Annotated in this window: 16 protein-coding genes; 5 read left to right on the top strand and 11 right to left on the bottom strand. The window is 66.4% G+C overall.

The features are described 5' to 3' along the window. Positions 1 to 67 precede the first annotated feature (67 nt). Together CMC5_RS09270 and CMC5_RS09265 are read left to right on the top strand one after the other, a co-directional pair. The gene (locus tag CMC5_RS09270; RefSeq protein WP_050430057.1) at positions 68 to 4,153 is read left to right on the top strand and encodes a protein kinase domain-containing protein; all 4,086 of its coding nucleotides are present in this window, start codon (positions 68 to 70) and stop codon (positions 4,151 to 4,153) included. A gap of 42 nt (positions 4,154 to 4,195) precedes the next feature. Beyond that, positions 4,196 to 5,173, top strand: a complete 978-nt coding sequence (locus CMC5_RS09265; RefSeq protein ID WP_245678372.1) for a tetratricopeptide repeat protein — start codon at positions 4,196 to 4,198, stop codon at positions 5,171 to 5,173. A 235-nt stretch (positions 5,174 to 5,408) separates the two neighbouring features. Here the strand turns inward: CMC5_RS09265 and rpsS are convergent, their stop codons facing one another. The 9 genes from rpsS to rpsL form a co-directional block, all read right to left on the bottom strand. Further along, positions 5,409 to 5,702 (bottom strand): 30S ribosomal protein S19, encoded by a 294-nt coding sequence (gene rpsS, locus CMC5_RS09260; protein ID WP_050430056.1) that lies wholly within the window; start codon positions 5,700 to 5,702, stop codon positions 5,409 to 5,411. Between the two features lie 3 nt (positions 5,703 to 5,705). Continuing rightward, positions 5,706 to 6,536: a 50S ribosomal protein L2 gene (rplB, locus tag CMC5_RS09255; RefSeq protein ID WP_050430055.1), complete on the bottom strand. Its 831-nt coding sequence runs from the start codon at positions 6,534 to 6,536 to the stop codon at positions 5,706 to 5,708. A 2-nt stretch (positions 6,537 to 6,538) separates the two neighbouring features. Beyond that, positions 6,539 to 6,844: a 50S ribosomal protein L23 gene (locus CMC5_RS09250; RefSeq protein ID WP_050430054.1), complete on the bottom strand. Its 306-nt coding sequence runs from the start codon at positions 6,842 to 6,844 to the stop codon at positions 6,539 to 6,541. 27 nt (positions 6,845 to 6,871) lie between these two features. After that, on the bottom strand, positions 6,872 to 7,495 hold the full coding sequence (gene rplD / locus CMC5_RS09245) for a 50S ribosomal protein L4 (protein WP_050430053.1): 624 nt from the start codon (positions 7,493 to 7,495) through the stop codon (positions 6,872 to 6,874). Positions 7,496 to 7,535: 40 nt separating this feature from the next. After that, a complete protein-coding gene (gene rpsJ / locus CMC5_RS09240) occupies positions 7,536 to 7,847 on the bottom strand; it encodes a 30S ribosomal protein S10 (protein WP_044250896.1) in 312 nt (103 codons plus the stop codon). Between the two features lie 13 nt (positions 7,848 to 7,860). Then, on the bottom strand, positions 7,861 to 9,051 hold the full coding sequence (tuf, locus tag CMC5_RS09235; protein ID WP_050430052.1) for an elongation factor Tu: 1,191 nt from the start codon (positions 9,049 to 9,051) through the stop codon (positions 7,861 to 7,863). A 9-nt stretch (positions 9,052 to 9,060) separates the two neighbouring features. Continuing rightward, entirely contained in the window at positions 9,061 to 11,175 is a 2,115-nt protein-coding gene (fusA, locus tag CMC5_RS09230; protein ID WP_050430051.1) for an elongation factor G, read from the bottom strand. Between the two features lie 319 nt (positions 11,176 to 11,494). Next, positions 11,495 to 11,965, bottom strand: a complete 471-nt coding sequence (gene rpsG, locus CMC5_RS09225) for a 30S ribosomal protein S7 (protein ID WP_050430050.1) — start codon at positions 11,963 to 11,965, stop codon at positions 11,495 to 11,497. Positions 11,966 to 11,989: 24 nt separating this feature from the next. Continuing rightward, on the bottom strand, positions 11,990 to 12,388 hold the full coding sequence (gene rpsL / locus CMC5_RS09220) for a 30S ribosomal protein S12 (RefSeq protein WP_050430049.1): 399 nt from the start codon (positions 12,386 to 12,388) through the stop codon (positions 11,990 to 11,992). Positions 12,389 to 13,436: 1,048 nt separating this feature from the next. On the opposite strand from rpsL, the gene CMC5_RS09210 reads away from it, so the two are divergent. Then, positions 13,437 to 13,778, top strand: a complete 342-nt coding sequence (locus tag CMC5_RS09210) for a hypothetical protein (protein WP_156338384.1) — start codon at positions 13,437 to 13,439, stop codon at positions 13,776 to 13,778. A 414-nt stretch (positions 13,779 to 14,192) separates the two neighbouring features. Beyond that, positions 14,193 to 16,436 (top strand): ATP-binding protein, encoded by a 2,244-nt coding sequence (locus tag CMC5_RS09205; RefSeq protein WP_050430046.1) that lies wholly within the window; start codon positions 14,193 to 14,195, stop codon positions 16,434 to 16,436. Here CMC5_RS09205 and CMC5_RS09200 read toward each other — a convergent pair. Beyond that, complete coding sequence (locus CMC5_RS09200) at positions 16,419 to 16,853, bottom strand: hypothetical protein (RefSeq protein ID WP_156338383.1); 435 nt, start codon at positions 16,851 to 16,853, stop codon at positions 16,419 to 16,421. The genes CMC5_RS09205 and CMC5_RS09200 overlap by 18 nt on opposite strands. Positions 16,854 to 16,959: 106 nt before the next feature. Between CMC5_RS09200 and CMC5_RS09195 the strand changes: the two genes are divergently transcribed. Beyond that, complete coding sequence (locus CMC5_RS09195) at positions 16,960 to 17,391, top strand: response regulator (protein ID WP_050430044.1); 432 nt, start codon at positions 16,960 to 16,962, stop codon at positions 17,389 to 17,391. A 51-nt stretch (positions 17,392 to 17,442) separates the two neighbouring features. On the opposite strand, the gene CMC5_RS09190 is transcribed toward CMC5_RS09195, so the two are convergent. Further along, positions 17,443 to 18,120: a potassium channel family protein gene (locus CMC5_RS09190; RefSeq protein WP_050430043.1), complete on the bottom strand. Its 678-nt coding sequence runs from the start codon at positions 18,118 to 18,120 to the stop codon at positions 17,443 to 17,445. Positions 18,121 to 18,129: the final 9 nt, after the last annotated feature.

Genomic DNA, 18,129 nt, shown 5'->3' with positions numbered 1-18,129 from the left:
AAATGGCGTTTCTGCCGATGGGTGGCGCTGGATTGATCTTCTGGCGTCCTGCTAGCATCGCGGTCCCATGGCGCTCGAAAGGTCGCCCAGCGCGGGTTCGCCCTCCCGCCTCGGCAATTATGAGCTGATCAAAGAGCTCTCCGGCGGCGGAGCAGGCTCGGTCTGGCTCGCCCGGGCAGACACGGCCGGAGGCGGCTCTCCGCCAGAGCCCGTCACCGTTTTCCGTCTCTTCCGGCATCTCACGAAGAAGCCCGAGATCGCAGAGGGTGTGCTCCGCGAGGCCGAGACGGCGCGCGCGCTGCGTGCGCCCAACATCGTACCCATCGACGAGGCTCGGGTCGTCGAGGGCGAGGTGTTCGTGGTGTCGCCCTACGTCGAGGGCGAGCAGCTCACGACGGTGATGTCGGCCGCCGGAATCAACGAGACCGCGCGCGGGCCTGCCGCCGTCGCCTCGGCGCAAGGTGTGCCCCTCGGCGTGATGCTCCGCATCGCGGTCGACGTGCTGCGCGCGCTGAGCGCAGCTCACGGGGGTGAGGCTCCGCTGATTCACGGCGAGCTGAGCCCGCAGCACATCCGGATCGGTGTGGATGGTCTGACGCGGGTGGGCGGCTTCGGCGTGGCCCGCGCCGTGGCGCCGCTGGTGCCGATGGGCAGCAAGAGCCACGAGCGGCTGGCGTACGCCGCCCCGGAGCGGGTGAAGGCGATGGCCTCGCACACCGACGCCGTGCTCACGCCCGCGGTGGACCTGTTCCCGCTCGGGGTGATGCTGTGGGAGCTGTGCGCGAAGCAGCGGCTGTTCGCGTCCAAGCTCGAGGCGGCCATCATCCAGAAGGTGCTCACCACGCCCATTCCTTCCCTTTCGGACATGGAAGGGATCGACGTGCCGGAAGCGGTGGAGGCCGTGATCCAGAAGGCGCTGCAGCGAGATCCTGCCAGGCGCTTCGAGAGCGCGGAGGCGATGCTGGCGGCGCTCGAGGAAGCCGCAGGCGATCGTCTCGCCGACGCCAAGGATGTGGCAGCGTCGCTCGAGAAGCTGGTGGGGAAGGCGATCGATGCGCGCAAGACGATGATCGCCGCAGCCCTGCTGGGCCGGGGCGGAGCGGCGGGGGCCGGTGGAGCGCCAGCCTCACGCCGACGCGGCGCGACGTTGATGGGCGTGGCAAACCCGCTGGCCGAGGGGACGGCGCGCGGTGGCGTGGGCTCGCGGGTGGCGATCACGGCGCCTTCCCCCAAGGGGGGCGCAGGGGCCGGTGACGCTTCGAGCGCAGGCCCGCTGGAGGCCGCTTCGGCGAAGGCCGCTGGAGAAGAAGGCCTTGATGGAGGGTGGGGGGACGATGCGCCGGCGCGGCAGCGGCTGGGTACGCTGGTCGCCTTCGGGACGCCCGAGGAAACCTCGGCCGTGATCGCAAGAGCGACGTCGACTTCGGAAGTGAAGACCGGAAACCAGGCCGAGGGAGCAACGGAAGCGTCGGAGGGAGGCGCAGGCCCGAAAGTGCCGGGGCGTGCCGCGGGGAAGCCCGTGGTGGCGAAGGCGCTCTCGGAGGAGGCTGCCCCCCTGACGCCTCAAGTGCCCGTGAGCCCCCCGGGTGCGGGGCGGGCGTCGTCGCCTTCGATCGGCGGCGCTGGAAGAGGATCGTCGCCTTCGATCGGCGGCACTGGGCGAGGGTCGTCGCCTTCGCTCGGTGGCACTGGAAGGGGCTCGTCTCCTTCGCTCGGTGGCGCTGGGCGAGGGTCGTCGCCTTCGCTCGGTGGCACTGGAAGGGGCTCGTCTCCTTCGATCGGTGGCGCCGGTCGCGCATCGTCGCCCTCGATCGATGCGGCGCCGGCTGCTCCAGTGGCCGGACGCGCGGCTCCGACCGCAAGCGCGGCAGTCGCTGGCTCCTCCTCGGAGGGGGAACGGAAAGAGGGAGAGGCCCCGACGTCCGCACCGCCCAACACGGCCAAGTCGGGAGAGCTCGCCAAGGCTCCTGCGACAGGCAAGCCGCTGGGGAGCAAGCCGGCCGCCACCAGGAGTTCGATCCGACCTGGCGTCCTGTCGACGGCCAAGGCGGCGCAGATCAAACCAGGGTTTGCACCGCCCCCGAAGCTGGAAGCGCCACTCACGCGTCCACAGCCGCTGCAGTCCGACTTCCCTACCGCGATGGCGCCGCTCGCGGGCGCCGACTCAGGACGCGCGGAGCGCACGCCAGCGTCGAACACGGGTGGAGGCGTCACGAAGCACACGCCCACGGGCCCCAACAACTTCGTGCGGCAGCGTGGGCGCGCGGCGTCCGCCGTCGATCGGCTGGGGCCGGGTAGCACGCTCGGGCGCTACGAGATCCTGATGCCTGTCGCGAAGGGCGGCATGGCCGCGGTGTGGGCCGCTCGACTGCAAGGGACGCGCGGGTTCCAGAAGATCGTCGCCATCAAGACGATGTTGCCCGACGTGTCCGATGATCCGGACTTCCAGACGATGTTCCTCGACGAGGCGAGGGTGGCCGCGCGGGTGCGTCACCCGAACGTCGTGGAGATCCTCGATCTCGGCGAGGAGAGCGACGTCCTCTACCTGGTGATGGAGTGGGTGGAGGGGGAGACGGTGGGGACGCTCCAGAAAGCGGCCAAGTCGCTCGGTGGGGTGCCTCAGCGCATCGCGCTGCGCCTCGCGTCGCAGGTCTGTGCGGGTCTCCAGAACGCGCACGAGCTGCGCGACGACAACGGGACGCTGCTCGATCTCGTCCATCGCGACATCTCGCCGGCCAATGTCCTCATCTCTGCCTCTGGCTTCGTGAAGATCGTGGATTTCGGTGTGGCGAAGTCGAAGGGGCGGCTGCACGTCACGCGCGCCGGCGGGATCGTGAAGGGGAAGACGCCCTACCTGTCGCCAGAGCAGCTCGGAGGGCTGCCGCTCGATCGCCGGAGCGACATCTTCTCGCTCGGGGCGCTGCTGTACGTGCTCGCCACCGGCCTGCATCCGTTCCGCGGAGAGACGGAGATGCAGACCGTGGAGAACATCGCGCTCCGGAATCCGATCCCTCCGAGCGAGTTGAACAAGGCGATTCATCCCGAGTTCGAGAAGATCATCCTCAAGGCGCTGGAGAAGGAGCGCGCGATGCGCTGGTCGACCTGCGCCGAGATGCAGCGCGCGATCGACCAGGTGGCGCTCCAGCTCGGGCAGCCGACGACGGATGAAGACGTGGCGGACTTCGTTCGTCAGGCCATCGGCGATGTTCTGGGGAGGCGCGCGCAGGATCTGCGGGACGCGATCTACCAGGTGGACTCCGCGGGGACGGACTCGAGGCCTTCAGCGGCCTCACCCGTGCCCGCGATCCCCACGATGACGAGCGCGGCGTCCGAGGGCACCCCGGCCCCGCCGCGCGCTGCCCAGGCGGCGGCATCGGCGATCGGTCCGTCGTCTGCTCACGCCATCAGCAGCCCCGATCTCGACGAGGAGATCGCTCTCGAAGAGGAGCCGAACCAGGATCCCGCGGAGCACCTTCCCAGGCTGGTCATCGCGCCCTCCGCACAGCCACCTCCGCCGCCTCCTGCGCTACCGATCGCCGAGGTCGTCGCAGAACCCGTGGCGCCAGCGGCAGGAGCTCAGGTCGCTCCTGGGGCTTCCGACACCACCACGCCAGGGCGCTATCTCGCCGAGCAGGACCGCCGCAAGAAGGTGCAGCGCATGGTGGCGGGCGCTGGCGCCGTGGCGGTCGGGCTGATTGTGATCGCGCTCCTCGCGGGCAAAGGGAAGGAGTCCACCGGGACCGTATCACCCGAGGGCACGAGCGCTGCGGCAGCGGCGACTCCGCCGGTGGCGCAGGATCCGGCGTCGCTGCAGCTCCCGGAAGCCGTCGCTTCGCCCCCTTCCGAGCCGCCTCCGCCAGTCGACGTACCGAGCCAGGAAGAGAAGCCATCGGCCGAGCCGGCTCCTTCTGCAGAGGCGGTAGCGAAGGAACTCACCACCTCCGCTCCCGTGACCAAGGCGGTCACGCCAACGACCAAGGCAGCCACGACCGCAAAGGCGCCTGCGACTGCCAAGGCGCCGACGACCACCAAGGCGCCTGCGACTGCCAAGACGCCGACGACCACCAAAGCGCCGACGACCACCAAGGCGCCGACGACCACCAAGACCCCGACCAAGAAGTCGGGGAAACCTTTCAATCCCACGGAGATCTGAGCAGTGCGTTTCCCCTCCTGGATCCGAGCCGTTCCGTTCTGCGTGGCGACCTCGCTGTCACTCGCCTCCCTCACCGTCACGCCAGCCTTCGGCCAGACCGCTCCGGCGTCACCAACTCCAGACGCGATCAAGAAGGCTCAGGAGTCGATGAAGAAGGGGGTCACGCTCTACAAATCCAAGCGTTACAACGAGGCGATCATCGAGTTCCGCGCGTCCTATGCGTCGGTCCCGAGCCCCAACTCCCGCTTCCAGATCGCGAGGGCGCTCGTCGCGCTGGATGAGCCCGTGGAAGCGTATTTGGAGTACGACGGGGTGATCGAGGACGCGACGGCCCGAGCGAGTGAAGGGAAGTACGCGGAGACGCTCGAATACGCCGTCGCCGAGCGCGATCAGCTCGCGGGCAAGGTCGCTCTCGTCACGGTGACGGTGGCCAGCCCGGAAGCGGCGAAGAGCCTGCTCATCGGGGGACGAGAGGTCCCGCGGGCGCGCTGGGGCCAGCCGTTTCCGGCGGTGCCAGGGCCCATCGATGTGGAGCTGAGTTCCACGGCTGGCGCGCCTCTTCGAGAGGAATTCACGCTCGCAGCAGGCGAGAAGAAGGAGCTCACGCTGGATCCAGCGCCAGCCGCTCCTGTGGACCAAGGCGTGGTGATCGAGACGCGGGTGCCGGAGTCCCGCCGCGCGCTCCGACCGTATGCATACGCGGCCGGCGGGGTCGGGGTGGCGGGCCTCGCTCTCTTCACCGTGGCTGGCTTGATGGCGAGCAGCACGTACGCAGACCTGTCCGAGACCTGCGGAGGGCGGTGTCCACCCAACCGTCAGTCCGATGTCGATGCCGGAAAGACGCAACAAACGCTGGCGAACATCGGGCTCATCGTCGGCGCTGCGGGTCTGGCCGCGGGCGCGACGTTGTTCGTTCTCAGCATCACCGGGAGTGAGGCGTCCGATGCGGCGCAGACCAGCGCGGGGCGTCCTCAGCTTCTGCTCGGACCTGGCTACGCAGGGGTGCGCGGCACCTTCTGAGTCGTTCCGTAGTCCATGAACAAAACGCCAAGGGTCAGGCGATCGCCTGACCCGTGAATGGTTGGTCGTTCGGCGAGCAAGGTCTGGGCCGCCCGCATCTCACGAACACAAAACGCCAAGGGTCAGGCGATTGCCTGACCCTTGAACGCTAGCTCGATGAGCGAGCCTGCAGGAACTGAGAGTCGACGCCAAGGTGAGCAGCGTCCATGCGCCGCTCACCCTGGAACGACTTCTCTCAGCGACCGCCCGGCTTGCCGACCTTGGACTTCTTGTCCCCGGAGTGACCGTGGAAGGTACGAGTCGGCGCGAACTCGCCGAACTTGTGACCGACCATGTTCTCCGTCACGAAGACCGGCACGAACTTGCGGCCGTTGTGGACCGCAAAGGTCAACCCGACAGCCTCGGGCAGGATGGTCGAGCGGCGCGACCAGGTCTTGATGACCTTCTTCGCTCCGGTCGCCTGAGCCGCCTGCACCTTCTCCAGCAGGTGGCCGTCGATGAAAGGCCCTTTCTTGATGCTCCTAGGCATGGCTCAACCCTTGGTCCCGCGTCGTCGAACGATCATGTTGTCCGTGCGCTTGTTGTTCCGCGTCTTCAGCCCCTTGGAGAGCTGGCCCCACGGCGAGCACGGATGCCGGCCGCCGCTCGTACGCCCCTCACCACCACCCATCGGGTGATCGACGGGGTTCATCGTCACACCGCGGTTGTGAGGACGCCAGCCCAGCCAGCGGGTACGCCCCGCCTTGCCGAGGCTGATGTTGGCGTGATCGACGTTCGACACCTGGCCGATGGTGGCGCGGCAGTCGAGGCGAACGCGCCGGATCTCGCCGCTGGGCAGGCGGAGCTGGGCGTAGTCGCCGTCCTTCGCCATGAGCTGCGCGCTCACACCAGCAGAGCGAACGAGCTGACCACCCTTACCGAGCTTGATCTCGATGTTGTGGATCGCCGTGCCCGGCGGGATGAAACGAAGCGGCAGGCTATTGCCCGGCTTGATGTCCGCGTTCCGGCTGGACACGATGGTCGAGCCGACCACGAGACCATCCGGCGCGAGGATGTACCGCTTCTCGCCATCGGCGTAGTGAAGCAGCGCGATCCGGGCGGTACGGTTGGGATCGTACTCCACGGACGCGACCTTCGCGGGGATACCGATCTTGTCCCGACGGAAGTCGATGACGCGGTAGCGCTGCTTGTGACCACCGCCACGGAAGCGCGAGGTGATGCGGCCGTAGTTGTTACGACCGCCCGTCGCGCTCTGCTTCTCGACCAGCGATCGCTCGGGCTCCGACTTCGTGATCTCCTTGAAGTCGCTGACCGAGTAGAACCGCCGTCCCGGCGAGGTCGGCTTGAAGTTTCTGATACCCATGGCTACTCAGCCTTCTCCTCGTCGAAGAACTGGATCTCGTCGCCAGCCTTCAGCGTGACGATCGCCTTCTTCCAGTTGCGCAGCTTGGCGTAGCCGCGCCCCATGCGCTTGTCCTTGCCACGAAGGACCATGGTGTTGACGTCGAGCACACCCACCTTGAAGAGGGTCTGGATCGCGTCCTTGATCTGAATCTTGTTCGCCTCGCGACGAACCTCGAAGATGACCTTGTTGTCCCCTTCGCGAAGCCGTGCCGACTTCTCGGTGAGGATGATAGGCCTGCGGATAATCTGCTCGGGCGTGAGCTGCATGGAGTCTCTCCTTCCCCTCCGGAGCCTCTAGCGGAGGCAGCGCGCCTCGAGGGCCTTGGCGGCTTCCCGCGACACGACGAGGTGATCGTGTCGAAGAAGGTCGTAAACGTTGACCCCTTCGGGGGGCAGGAACTGGTGCTCGACCAGGTTGCGGATGCTCTTGACGAGCTTCTCGTTGCTGGGGCTGTCCACCACCAGCGACTTCTTGCCCACCTGCAGCGTCTCCAGCGTGGTGACGAGCGCCTTCGTCTTGATCTCCGGCAGATCCAGCGTGTCGAGAACGATGAGCCGGTTCTCCTTCGCGAAGAGCGACAGGGCACTCTTCAGCGCGCCGATGCGCACCTTGCGCGGCGGCCGGTACGACCAGTCCTGCGGCGTGAGGGCGTGCGCGTGGCCACCACCGGCGTGGTGGGGGGCGCGGATGGACCCCTGCCGCGCGCGGCCCGTGCCCTTCTGGCGATACAGCTTCTTTGAAGAGCCAGCGACCGCTGAGCGCTCCTTCGTAGCCTTCGTCCCAGCGCGTCGCGACGCGAGCTGAGCCTTCACCACCTCGTAAAAGAGGTGCTCTTTGACCTCGGTCCCGAAGACGTCGTCGGACAGGTCGAGTTCACCGACTGCCTCCCGCTTCAGGTTGTAGACCGTCACTTTCATGGGTCATGTCTCCAGGCGATGGATGTCTTGATCCGCGGCCTCAGCTCTTGATTTCAACATCCACGCCGGCCGACAGGTCGAGCTTCATCAGCGCGTCCAGGGTCTGCTGGGTGGGCTCGATGATGTCCAGGAGCCGCTTGTGCGTCCGGATCTCGAACTGCTCGCGGGACTTCTTGTCGACGTGGGGTCCACGCAGCACGGTGTAACGGCGGATCTCGGTCGGCAGGGGGATGGGCCCAGCCACACGAGCGCCGGTGCGCTTTGCGGTCTCCACGATGTCGCTGGTCGACTTGTCGAGCAGCTGGTGATCAAACGCCTTCAGGCGAATGCGGATCTTGGTCGTCTCAGCCATGGTGCGCGTCCCTTCACGCCAGGATCTTGGTGACCACGCCGGCGCCGACCGTCTTCCCACCCTCGCGGATGGCGAAGCGCATCTGCTCCTCCAGCGCGACCGGAGCGATCAGCTCGATGGTCATCGTGATGTTGTCGCCCGGCATCACCATCTTCACGCCCTCGGGCAGCTGAACCGTCCCGGTGACGTCGGTCGTGCGGATGTAGAACTGAGGCCGGTAGTTCGTGAAGAACGGCGTGTGACGGCCGCCCTCCTCCTTCTTCAGCACGTACACCTCACCCGTGAACTTGGTGTGCGGCGTGATCGAGCCGGGCTTCGCGAGCACCTGACCGCGCTCGATCTCCTCCTTCTCGACACCACGCAGCAGGCAGCCCACGTTGTCGCCGGCCTGCCCCTGGTCGAGCAGCTTCCGGAACATCTCGACGCCGGTGACCGTGGTCTTCTTGGTGTCGCGGAAGCCGATGATCTGGACCTCCTCGCCGACCTTGACCACGCCGCGCTCGATACGACCCGTGGCAACCGTGCCGCGGCCCTTGATCGAGAACACGTCCTCGACTGCCATCAGGAACGGCTTGTCGATGTCGCGCTGCGGCTCGGGGATGTAGCTGTCGAGCGCCGCGAGGAGCTCGCCGATCTTCTCCTCCCACTTCGCCTCGCCCTGCAGCGCGGGAAGCGCCGCACCGCGGATCACGGGAGCGTTGTCGCCGTCGAACTTGTACTTGTTCAGCAGCTCGCGGACCTCCATCTCGACGAGGTCGAGCATCTCGGGGTCGTCCACTGCGTCACACTTGTTGAGGAACACGACGATGTGGTTCAGGCCGACCTGACGCGCGAGCAGCACGTGCTCACGGGTCTGCGGCATGACGCTGTCGAGCGCCGAGACCACCAGGATCGCGCCGTCCATCTGCGCGGCGCCGGTGATCATGTTCTTGATGTAGTCGGCGTGCCCGGGGCAGTCGACGTGCGCGTAGTGTCGGTTCGGCGACTCGTACTCGACGTGAGCCGCCGCGATCGTGACGGTCTTCGTGTCGTCACGGACCGTTCCACCCTTCGCGATGTCGGCGTACGAGATCGCCTTGGCCATCTGGCGCTTCGACTGCACCTTGACGATCGAAGCCGTCAGGGTGGTCTTGCCGTGGTCGATGTGACCGATGGTGCCCACGTTGACGTGGGGCTTCGTACGATTGAATTTCTCCTTGGCCATGGCGCGTCTCTACCCTCGCTGCTTGGTGACGATCTCATCCTGGATCGTCACCGGTACCGGTGCGTAATGAGAAAACTGCATTGTGTGGGTCGCTCGACCCTGCGTCTTTGAACGGACGTCCGTTGCGTAGCCGAACATCGCGGCGAGGGGAACCTCGCCCTTGATCACGCGAGCCGTGCCGCGCTGGCCGATGTCCAGCACCTTGCCTCGGCGCGCCAGAAGGTCGCCAATTACATCCCCGAGGTAACTCTCGGGGCAGACCACCTCGACGGCCATCATCGGCTCGAGGAGCTGGATCTGGGCCACCTTGCAGGCCTCCTGGAAGGCGATCGACCCGGCCACCTCGAAGGCGGGGCCCGAAGAGTCGACCTCGTGGAAGCTGCCATCGAAGACGCGCACTTTGACGTCCACGATGGGATAACCCGCGAGGACACCCCGCCCCATCGCGTCGCGCACGCCCTTCTCGATGGAGGGAATGAATTCCTTCGGGATCACGCCCCCGGCGATGTCGTTGACGAAGACGAAGCCTTCACCACGCTCCGCGGGCTCCAGATCGATGACCACGTGGCCGTACTGGCCATGGCCACCGCTCTGACGAACGAAGCGCCCCTCGATCTTCCGCGCGCTGCCGACGACACTCTCACGGTAGGCGACCTGCGGCCGGCCGACATTCGCGTCGACCTTGAACTCGCGCTTCAGCCTGTCGACGATGATCTCCAGGTGAAGCTCGCCCATGCCGGCGATGATCGTCTGGCCCGTCTCTTCGTTCGTGAAGGTCCGGAAGGACGGGTCCTCATTCATCAGCTTCTGCAGGCTGAGGGAGAGCTTGTCGAGATCGGCCTTGGTCTTCGGTTCGATGGCGATCGAGATGACCGGATCGGGAAACTCCATCCGCTCGAGCACGATCTGGTGCTTGTCGTCGCAGAGCGTGTCACCCGTGTAGGTGTCGCGCAGCCCCACCGCCGCGTAGATGTTCCCTGCGTAGCAGATATCGATCTCTTCGCGCTTGTTCGCGTGCATGCGCAGGATGCGGCCGAACCGCTCGCGACGTCCTCGCGTGGAGTTCATCACGCTGGCGCCGCTCTTCGTCGTGCCCGAGTAGACACGGAAGAAGGTGAGCGTTCCGAACTGGTCGTTCATGACCTTGAAGGCGAGGGCGGCGAAAGGCTCCTCGTCGCTCGCCTTTCGGGCAACGACCTTGTCCTTCTTGTCCGGGAGCGTTCCTTCCACCGGAGGGATGTCCAGAGGCGAGGGCAGGTAGCTGGTCACCGCGTCGAGCAGCTGCTGGACACCTTTGTTCCGGAATGCGGAACCGCACAGAACAGGGACGAGCTTGAAGCCCAGGGTCCCAGCACGAATGGCCGCGTGGAGTTCATCCTCGGTGATCCCGTCGAGATCGCCACCGATGAACTTCTCCATCACCTGCTCACTCGCATCCGCACAAGCCTCGATGAGCTTTTCACGGAGCTCGGTGCACCGCGGCAGCAGGTCGCTGGGGATCGTCTCCCAGCTGAAGTCTTTGCCTTTGGTCTGCTCGTCGTAGATCGCGGCGCGCATGCTGATCAGGTCGATCACGCCGCGGAACGAGTCTTCGGCTCCCACGGGGTACTGCACGGCGACGGGGTTCGCGCCGAGCCGCTCGCGGATGGAGTCGACGCACATGTCGAAATCTGCACCGACCTTGTCCATCTTGTTGATGAACGCCATCCGCGGAACGCCATACTTGTCAGCCTGACGCCATACCGTCTCGCTCTGCGGCTCGACGCCGTTTCCGCCATCGAACACGGCAACAGCGCCATCGAGCACGCGCAGGCTTCGCTCCACCTCGATGGTGAAGTCGACGTGGCCGGGCGTGTCGATGATGTTGATGCGGTGAGAGATCCCTTTTTGAGGACCGCTGCCAGGCGTCCAGAAGCAGTTGGTCGCGGCCGAGGTGATGGTGATGCCGCGCTCCTGCTCCTGCACCATCCAGTCCATCGTGGCTGCGCCTTCGTGGACCTCACCCAGCTTGTAGTTGACGCCCGTGTAATAGAGGATGCGCTCGGTGACCGTGGTCTTGCCCGCATCGATGTGGGCCATGATCCCGATGTTGCGTGTCCTCTCCAGGCTGTAGTCGCGAGCCACTTGTTCTCTCCCTGGTTCCAGGCGTGAGGGGTTTCGAGGCCAGGATGCAAAACACCCTCTCCAGCCCGGCCCGCCTCCGATTGGCGAGCACATGATCCTGGAGAGGGTGTCGGGGTACGGCGGCAGATTGTCTGCTCCTCATGCTCGGCAGGACTCCATGGATGGAGTGCCCTTGATGCCGAGGGGAGCCTGCTCGTAACCCGATCCTTATGTGGCCTGCGCCATTCTCTCTACGCTTCTCCTAGCCTGCGGCTATTGGACGTGTTGTCGCGGATGGCCCGATGGGAGGAAGTGACCTGAAACGCCGGAAGAGACCGAACTACCAGCGGTAGTGAGCGAACGCCTTGTTCGCTTCGGCCATCTTGTGCGTATCGTCGCGCTTCTTCACCGCGTTGCCGCGGTTCTGAGCGGCATCGACCAGCTCAGCAGCGAGACGCTCACGCATCGTCTTCTCACCACGACCGCGCGAGTACATCACCAGCCAGCGCATGGCAAGAGCCACACGGCGCTCCGGGCGCACTTCGACGGGCACCTGGTAGGTGGCACCGCCGACGCGACGGCTCTTGACCTCGAGCTTCGGCTTCACGTTGTCGAGCGCCTTGCGGAAGATCTCGATGGGCTCTTCCTTGAAGCGATCACGCACGATATCGAAGGCACCATAAAGGATGCCCTCCGCCGTCGACTTCTTCCCCGAGAACATCAGGGAATTAGTGAACTTGGCGACGAGCTTGTCCTTGTGCTTGGGGTCCGGAATGATCTTCCGCTTCGGGACTTCGCGACGACGGGGCATGGGATTCCTCTACTGAGCTCCGGATCAGCGCTTCGGCCGCTTCACGCCGTACTTCGAGCGCTTGCGGTTTCGGGTCGCCTTGTTGGTCGAGCTGGGGCCTGCGGCGCCGGAGGCGTCGAGGGTTCCGCGGACCACGTGGTAACGAACCCCCGGGAGGTCCTTCACACGGCCACCGCGGATGAGCACGACAGAGTGCTCTTGCAGGTTGTGCCCTTCACCAGGGATGTAGCTCGTCACTTCCATCTGGTTCGAGAGCCGTACACGGCACACCTTGCGGAGCGCGGAGTTCGGCTTCTTGGGCGTAGTGGTGTACACACGTACACAGACACCGCGCCGCTGAGGGCACGACTTGAGGGCGGGGGACGCCGTCTTGTACCGGGTGGCCTCGCGGCCCAGACGAACGAGCTGGCTGATGGTCGGCATAGTGCGTGAATGTCCGCCGGGTAGAAGCGGGGACGCGGAGAATACCCAGGCGGACAACGGTGTCAAGCAGGCGTCGCGTCCATCTCCCACGGATCATGGCTACCGACGCATTCGGTGCGTCGATTTCGCCCCTCTTGGCGGGATCGACAGCGTTGGCTACCGTCGGACTGTGAGCAGAGAGTCTCCCGGCACCGGGCGCGTGCGGCAGCGGCAATGCTCCGTCGCCTCGCCCATCGGCGTCGGGAGGGGACCTTCATGTCCGCGGTTCGCCTCTGCCCCGCGTCTCTCCACGATCCCGCCCAGATCCAGCCCCCGGGGTGTCGACGAGGAGCGCGGAACGGGCGTCGTCGAGGGGGCAGGGTGGCGAAGATGGGTAGACGCCCCTGTGGATGCCCCTGACGGCCAAGAGCGCCGTCGCCTTGGCCAGCCCTTCACACGTCCCAGCGTCGCCCCGCGCGACCGCGCGGACGTCGCAGACCGCCACCTCGCAGCCCAGGCGCTCGAGGTGCCACCCATCCGCTCGCAGGCCCCCTCGATGCAAAGCCCTCCCACAGCGCCACGTGGCCGTCCGCTGACGCTCAGCACTCTCACGAACGAGGACCTCATGCTCCGCTCGCGCACCCGCTCTGTGCCTCGCGGCTCTCACCAAGCGACGCTCGTTCCGGGCTTGAAGACGGCCCCCTTGGTCGCCTCGGCGGTATGTGTCCTCACGCTGTCGCTCACCTCGGCAGCCCAGCCCTCGCGCTCGGATTCCTCCCCCCCCGCGGCTTCGTCGGCCCCGCAACCCCCCCCATCTCCCTCGTGGACGTCGCAACCACCGCCCGCCATGCCGACGGCTGGTTCGTATACCGGGCCTGCTGATCCTGCAGGTCGGAATGCTCCCGGGGGGGCGATGCCGCCGGCCTATCCGCCCTACGCCCCTGGGTATGGCTCCCCGCCCGTCCATGCGCCAGGCGATGCCCGCCATGTGCCATTTCCCCCGCGCGTCCCTGCCATCACGGACCCGCAGCAGCTGGAAAGAAACGACCCCTCCCTCATGGCGGGCGGGATGTTGCTGACCCTCGCGGGCGCCGCAGGCCTCGTCACCAGCGGCATCTTCCTGTCGTACGGAACCGGCCGCTACGAGATTTACTGCGACAATGGATACAACGGAGCCATGTACCAGTGTCGGAACGAGAACGACGTGGGGCTCGTGACCGCCGGCTGGATCACGCTGGGGACCGGCCTCGCCGCCATGGCCGTCGGGATCCCGCTGTGGGTGATTGGCGGGAAGCGCGTCCCTTCGAAGGGGCAGACCACCTCGGGGCCGGCGAGCGCGCCTCATCCCCCCGTCACGAGGGGAATGGTGAGCTTCAACGGCAGCTCGGTTTCAGCGCACTTCACGTTCTGAGCCTCTCGGAGTGGGTCTCACATCCTCTCGTGCAGCGGCGGTCGCAGCCTCGCTGGACGGGGGACCACAGGACTTCGCCGCTGGCTCGTGAAGCGCCCGAGACACTCGGAAGGTGCTGCGACGTCGTACACGCGAGCCCACCGGACCGCGTTCGCGTAGAGCGCTCGTTTCCCCAGCAAAGCGAACCGGGCAGCGCGAGGAATTCGACCCCCAACGGTACCACTGCGCCCGGAGACACCATGCGGAGGAGCAGGGCGTTTTTCCCTGCTCTGCCCCCGACGCTAGAGTTCCCACACGACATCAACAGGCAGCCCCCCAACCGCAGGCCCGGCTCTCCCTGATGGTTGGGGAGTAAACTGCATGGAACACTGCGACTGTCCGGCGAACGCCCCTACGCGCACGCCGCCCAGCTAGATGGACACCCAAGAGTTCTCTGCGAAGCCGAGCGTGGTGATGCGCTCGACCGGCTCCGATGCGGACCAGAGCTGGCCCTTCGATGTCATCTTCAGGCGCGCCCCCATCGGACTGGCTCTCCTCGATGGCCAGCATCGTTTGGTCGCGGTCAACGACCTGATGGTGGAGCTGGCGGGTGGCTCATCGACCGAACACATCGGCCGCACCATGGCCGAAGTGGCACCGTCGCTCTGGTCGGTGACTGCGGATCACATCCGGCGCGTGCTGCAAACCGGTGAGCCCATCCTGAACGAGAGGCTCTCGAAGGGCGCTCCACAGGACTTCACAGCGCCAGGAAATCTGCTCATCAGCTACCTGCCGGTGCACAGCGGGGGCGAGGTCATCGGGGTCGGCTGCGCGATCATCGACACGGCCCGCCTGGGTGAGCGCAGCGTAGGGCAGGAGGGGGGCCCCTCGGAATCGACGCCTGAAAACGGGAGCAGCGAGGACGCCGGTGTGGGTGGCGCAGGGTGCAAGCTGTCGAGCCCGCGTGCAGTGGCGCTGCTGGGACGAGCCAGCGCGGATCTGTGGGCTCCCATCGATGTGGGCGCAGCATCGCGCGCGCTCGCTCGGCTCCTCGTGCCCGAGTTTGCAGACTTCTGTGTCGTTCACCTGCTGAATGAAGGTGGACGGGTAGAGCTGATTGCCGCTGCGCATGTGGTGGCTGGCCACAAAGATCTGCTGGAAGATCTCGATACGCGCTATCCCGCGTACGGGGCTGCAACGAGCAGCGTCACGGCACCTCAAGGGTCGGGCTACGCCTCCACACTCCGCACTGGCGAGCCTGAGATCTTGACCCATATCTCCGAAGCGGGCGCCGAGGATGGGGGGCGCATCGCGCGTCTCACGGCGCTCGACGCCAGCACCGTCATCACCGTTCCCCTCCGCGTCCAGCGGCACGTGATCGGTTCGATCGAGATCGGCAGGATCGGGGAGTCGAAGGGATATGGCTCCGACGACCTTCTCCTTGCTCAGGAGGTGGCAGAGCGCGCCGCTCTCGCCATCGATCGTGCTCGCCTTTTCAGCGCTGCGCAGCGGGAGCGTGCCCGTGCCGAGGAAGGAAGCCGCCTGAAGGACGAGTTCCTCGCCCTCGTCTCCCACGAGCTGCGGACCCCTCTCACAGCCATCCTTGGCTGGACCCGGGTGCTGCGGACGACCGCATTGCCACAGGACAAGGAGAACCGAGCGCTCGAGATCGTGGAGCGGAATGCCAAGACGCAGGCACAGCTCATCGAGGATCTGCTCGACATCGCCCGCATCGCCAGCGGCAAACTCCAGATCGAGACGACCGCCGTGGATCTTCCGCTGGTCGTCGAGGGGGCGATCGAAGCGATCCGAGGTTCCGCGGCAAGCAAGGACATCTCCATCGACGTCGCGGTGGAACCAAGCCTCGGCACGGTGCTGGGGGACCCAGGGCGCCTTCAGCAGGTCCTGTGGAACCTCATCTCGAACGCGGTCAAGTTTACCTTCGAGGGCGGGCGCGTTCAGGTGATGGTGTTGCAGGCCGGCGACTGGATCGAACTCACGGTCCGAGACACGGGTCAGGGGATTCGGCCTGAGATCCTGCCGCACATTTTTGAGCATTTCAGGCCCTCGGAGGGAGCTGGTGGGCGCCAGATCAGTGGCCTCGGCCTGGGGCTCGCCATCTCCCGGCACCTCGTCGAACTCCACGGCGGGACGGTGACGGCCGAGAGCGACGGCGAAGGCCAAGGAGCGACGTTCCTGGTCAGGTTGCCCGTCTCGAGATCTCCGCGCCGGACAGCTCGCGCCGTGATCGACGACATGGCGTCGCTCGATACGGAAGGAGCTCCTGCCGTGCGGCTGACCGGGGTGCGGGTGCTCGTCGTCGATGACTCTCCCGATGCCCTCGATCTCCTGAGCGCCACGCTGGAGCAAGCCGGCGCTCAGGTGAGCTCGGCGCTCACCGCCGCAGAGGCCCTGGAGCGAGTCGAGCGCGATCTGCCGAATGTGCTCATCTCGGACATCGCCATGCCGGGGCGCGATGGCTATGCGCTCATCCGCCAGCTCCGGACGCTGCGACCAGAGCAGGGCGGCCGCACCCCGGCGGTCGCGCTCACGGCGCACGCGAGGGCGCAGGATCGAACCCGTGCCCTCCTGGAGGGCTTCGACCTCCACGCCCCGAAGCCCATCGACCCGGCAGAGCTCGTCGCCGTGGTGGCCCGCCTCTCAGGCCGAATCCCGTAGCGCCCCCGCCTCGAGCTGGCCCAGCAGCGTGAGCAAGCTGGCCTTCGCCCTCGGGTGGCGGACGGTCGCCAAGGCCGCCCGCGCTTGCCTCGCCCCCGCCGCCAGGTCTGCGCTCATCGCGTCACGCCATCCCAGCGGAGGCTCGGTGATCTGGAGACCAGACCCCTTGCACAGACCGCAGGAGCCGCGGTCGCGCCTTCCCAGGCCGTCGCCGCCACAGCGACTGCAGAGCGCGATGCGCACCGGCCGGGTCTTCGCCAGGCGGCCGATCCTGCGGGCGGCATCCCGCGCCTCCAGCAATCCAGTCGCTCCAGCGACCTGAAACCCCAGCAAGCTGGCCCTCCGTACATGGATGCCGTTGACGACGACAGCCTCGCCGAGAAGCAGTGTATGGAGCAAGGCGACGAACCGTTCCAAGGCGCCCTCCATCTGCGGCGCACAGTCCCGCGCCGTTGGGTTGGATAGAGAACCTATCAAGCAAGTGACGTATCGCAATGACCGGAACGGATGCTAAGGACAAGGTATGTCCCAGCGCGCGCAGGATGAACCGACCGGCTCATCGCCCGCTCTCAGGGCGGCTCAGCTCGAGGGTTTCGCTGTACTGATCGTCGAGGACGACGCGGACAGCAGCGAGCTGCTGGCCATGGTGGTGGAAGAGCATGGTGCTCGCGTGAAGACCGCGTTCGACAGCGTCACGGCCCTCGAAGCGCTCGGCGGAACCCAGTTCGATGTCGTGATCAGTGACATCGGCCTGCCCGGTCACGACGGCATCTGGCTCGTCGAAGAGGCGCGCCGGCGCGGGCTCCAGGCGCCCTTCATTGCGCTCTCCGCGTACGCGGACTCCATGGCCAGCTCGCGCGCGCTCGCTGCCGGGTTCCTCGCCTACCTCATCAAGCCGATCGACCCGACCCTCGTCATCCAGGCCGTGCTTCGACACGCCAAGCCGAACCGCTGAGCCCCGGGAGCAACACGCTCCTCCCCCGGCGCCAGCGGCCTCCTGGATGAATCAGGACCCTTTGCGCAAAAAGAAAGGGATCACATGGCCCAGCTCGTGTCGCGCCGCGACGAGGAGCAGGAGCATCCCGGACTGGACGATGGAAGAGCCCCGCGGCGCCTGGACGGTGCCGTCCGGGAGGTGCATGGCGGCAAACACACAGGAGATCGGGAACTCGGGATCCGCCGCGATCGCGCTCACGGTCTGTCCCACCACGGCAGCGTCGGGAGGGATCTCCATCTCGAAGGCGACGGAAGCTCCTTTGCCGAGAAGGAGGGCGTGACGCACCGCCGAATGTTCGATCGCCGTCCCCATCGCCCCGATGAAAACGTCCATCTCCGAGAAGACGCGGTCGATCTTGGCACGCTCGTACACCGGGCCATACTCCGGGTCTCTCATGCGCACCATGACCCGGCCCGCCCCTGCAGCCTGCGAGAGCAGCGCAACAGCGAGGTTGTCCGAGTCGCGACGCAGCATCGCCGCGACGACATCCGCGCGCGAGACCTCGGCCTCCTTCAGAAGGCGAGCATCGGTCGCGTCTCCGACGAGCGCGATGAGGCCGTGCTGCTCGAAAGCGCGTGACGTGAGCGTGGGATCGCGATCCACGACGGTCACGTCGTGACCCATTTCACGAAGGTGAATGGCCACGCTCAAACCAGCGCGCCCTGCACCCGCTATCACGACGCGCATTCGAGGCTC

Source organism: Chondromyces crocatus, assembly GCF_001189295.1.
GTDB classification, from domain to species: domain Bacteria; phylum Myxococcota_A; class Polyangia; order Polyangiales; family Polyangiaceae; genus Chondromyces; species Chondromyces crocatus.
The sequence above is the reverse complement of the archived record's forward strand: the minus strand, read 5'-3'. Positions and strand labels throughout refer to the sequence as shown.

What these genes read in the sequence shown, in the direction of transcription:
- rpsS (WP_050430056.1), bottom strand. Translation starts at nt 5,702, where the DNA reads ATGCCTAGGAGCATCAAGAAAGGGCCTTTCATCGACGGCCACCTGCTG.
- CMC5_RS09270 (WP_050430057.1), top strand. Translation starts at nt 68, where the DNA reads ATGGCGCTCGAAAGGTCGCCCAGCGCGGGTTCGCCCTCCCGCCTCGGC.
- rplB (WP_050430055.1), bottom strand. Translation starts at nt 6,536, where the DNA reads ATGGGTATCAGAAACTTCAAGCCGACCTCGCCGGGACGGCGGTTCTAC.
- CMC5_RS09190 (WP_050430043.1), bottom strand. Translation starts at nt 18,120, where the DNA reads ATGCGCGTCGTGATAGCGGGTGCAGGGCGCGCTGGTTTGAGCGTGGCC.
- CMC5_RS09195 (WP_050430044.1), top strand. Translation starts at nt 16,960, where the DNA reads ATGTCCCAGCGCGCGCAGGATGAACCGACCGGCTCATCGCCCGCTCTC.
- rpsJ (WP_044250896.1), bottom strand. Translation starts at nt 7,847, where the DNA reads ATGGCTGAGACGACCAAGATCCGCATTCGCCTGAAGGCGTTTGATCAC.
- CMC5_RS09205 (WP_050430046.1), top strand. Translation starts at nt 14,193, where the DNA reads ATGGACACCCAAGAGTTCTCTGCGAAGCCGAGCGTGGTGATGCGCTCG.
- rpsL (WP_050430049.1), bottom strand. Translation starts at nt 12,388, where the DNA reads ATGCCGACCATCAGCCAGCTCGTTCGTCTGGGCCGCGAGGCCACCCGG.
- tuf (WP_050430052.1), bottom strand. Translation starts at nt 9,051, where the DNA reads ATGGCCAAGGAGAAATTCAATCGTACGAAGCCCCACGTCAACGTGGGC.
- CMC5_RS09250 (WP_050430054.1), bottom strand. Translation starts at nt 6,844, where the DNA reads ATGCAGCTCACGCCCGAGCAGATTATCCGCAGGCCTATCATCCTCACC.
- CMC5_RS09210 (WP_156338384.1), top strand. Translation starts at nt 13,437, where the DNA reads ATGTTGCTGACCCTCGCGGGCGCCGCAGGCCTCGTCACCAGCGGCATC.
- rpsG (WP_050430050.1), bottom strand. Translation starts at nt 11,965, where the DNA reads ATGCCCCGTCGTCGCGAAGTCCCGAAGCGGAAGATCATTCCGGACCCC.
- rplD (WP_050430053.1), bottom strand. Translation starts at nt 7,495, where the DNA reads ATGAAAGTGACGGTCTACAACCTGAAGCGGGAGGCAGTCGGTGAACTC.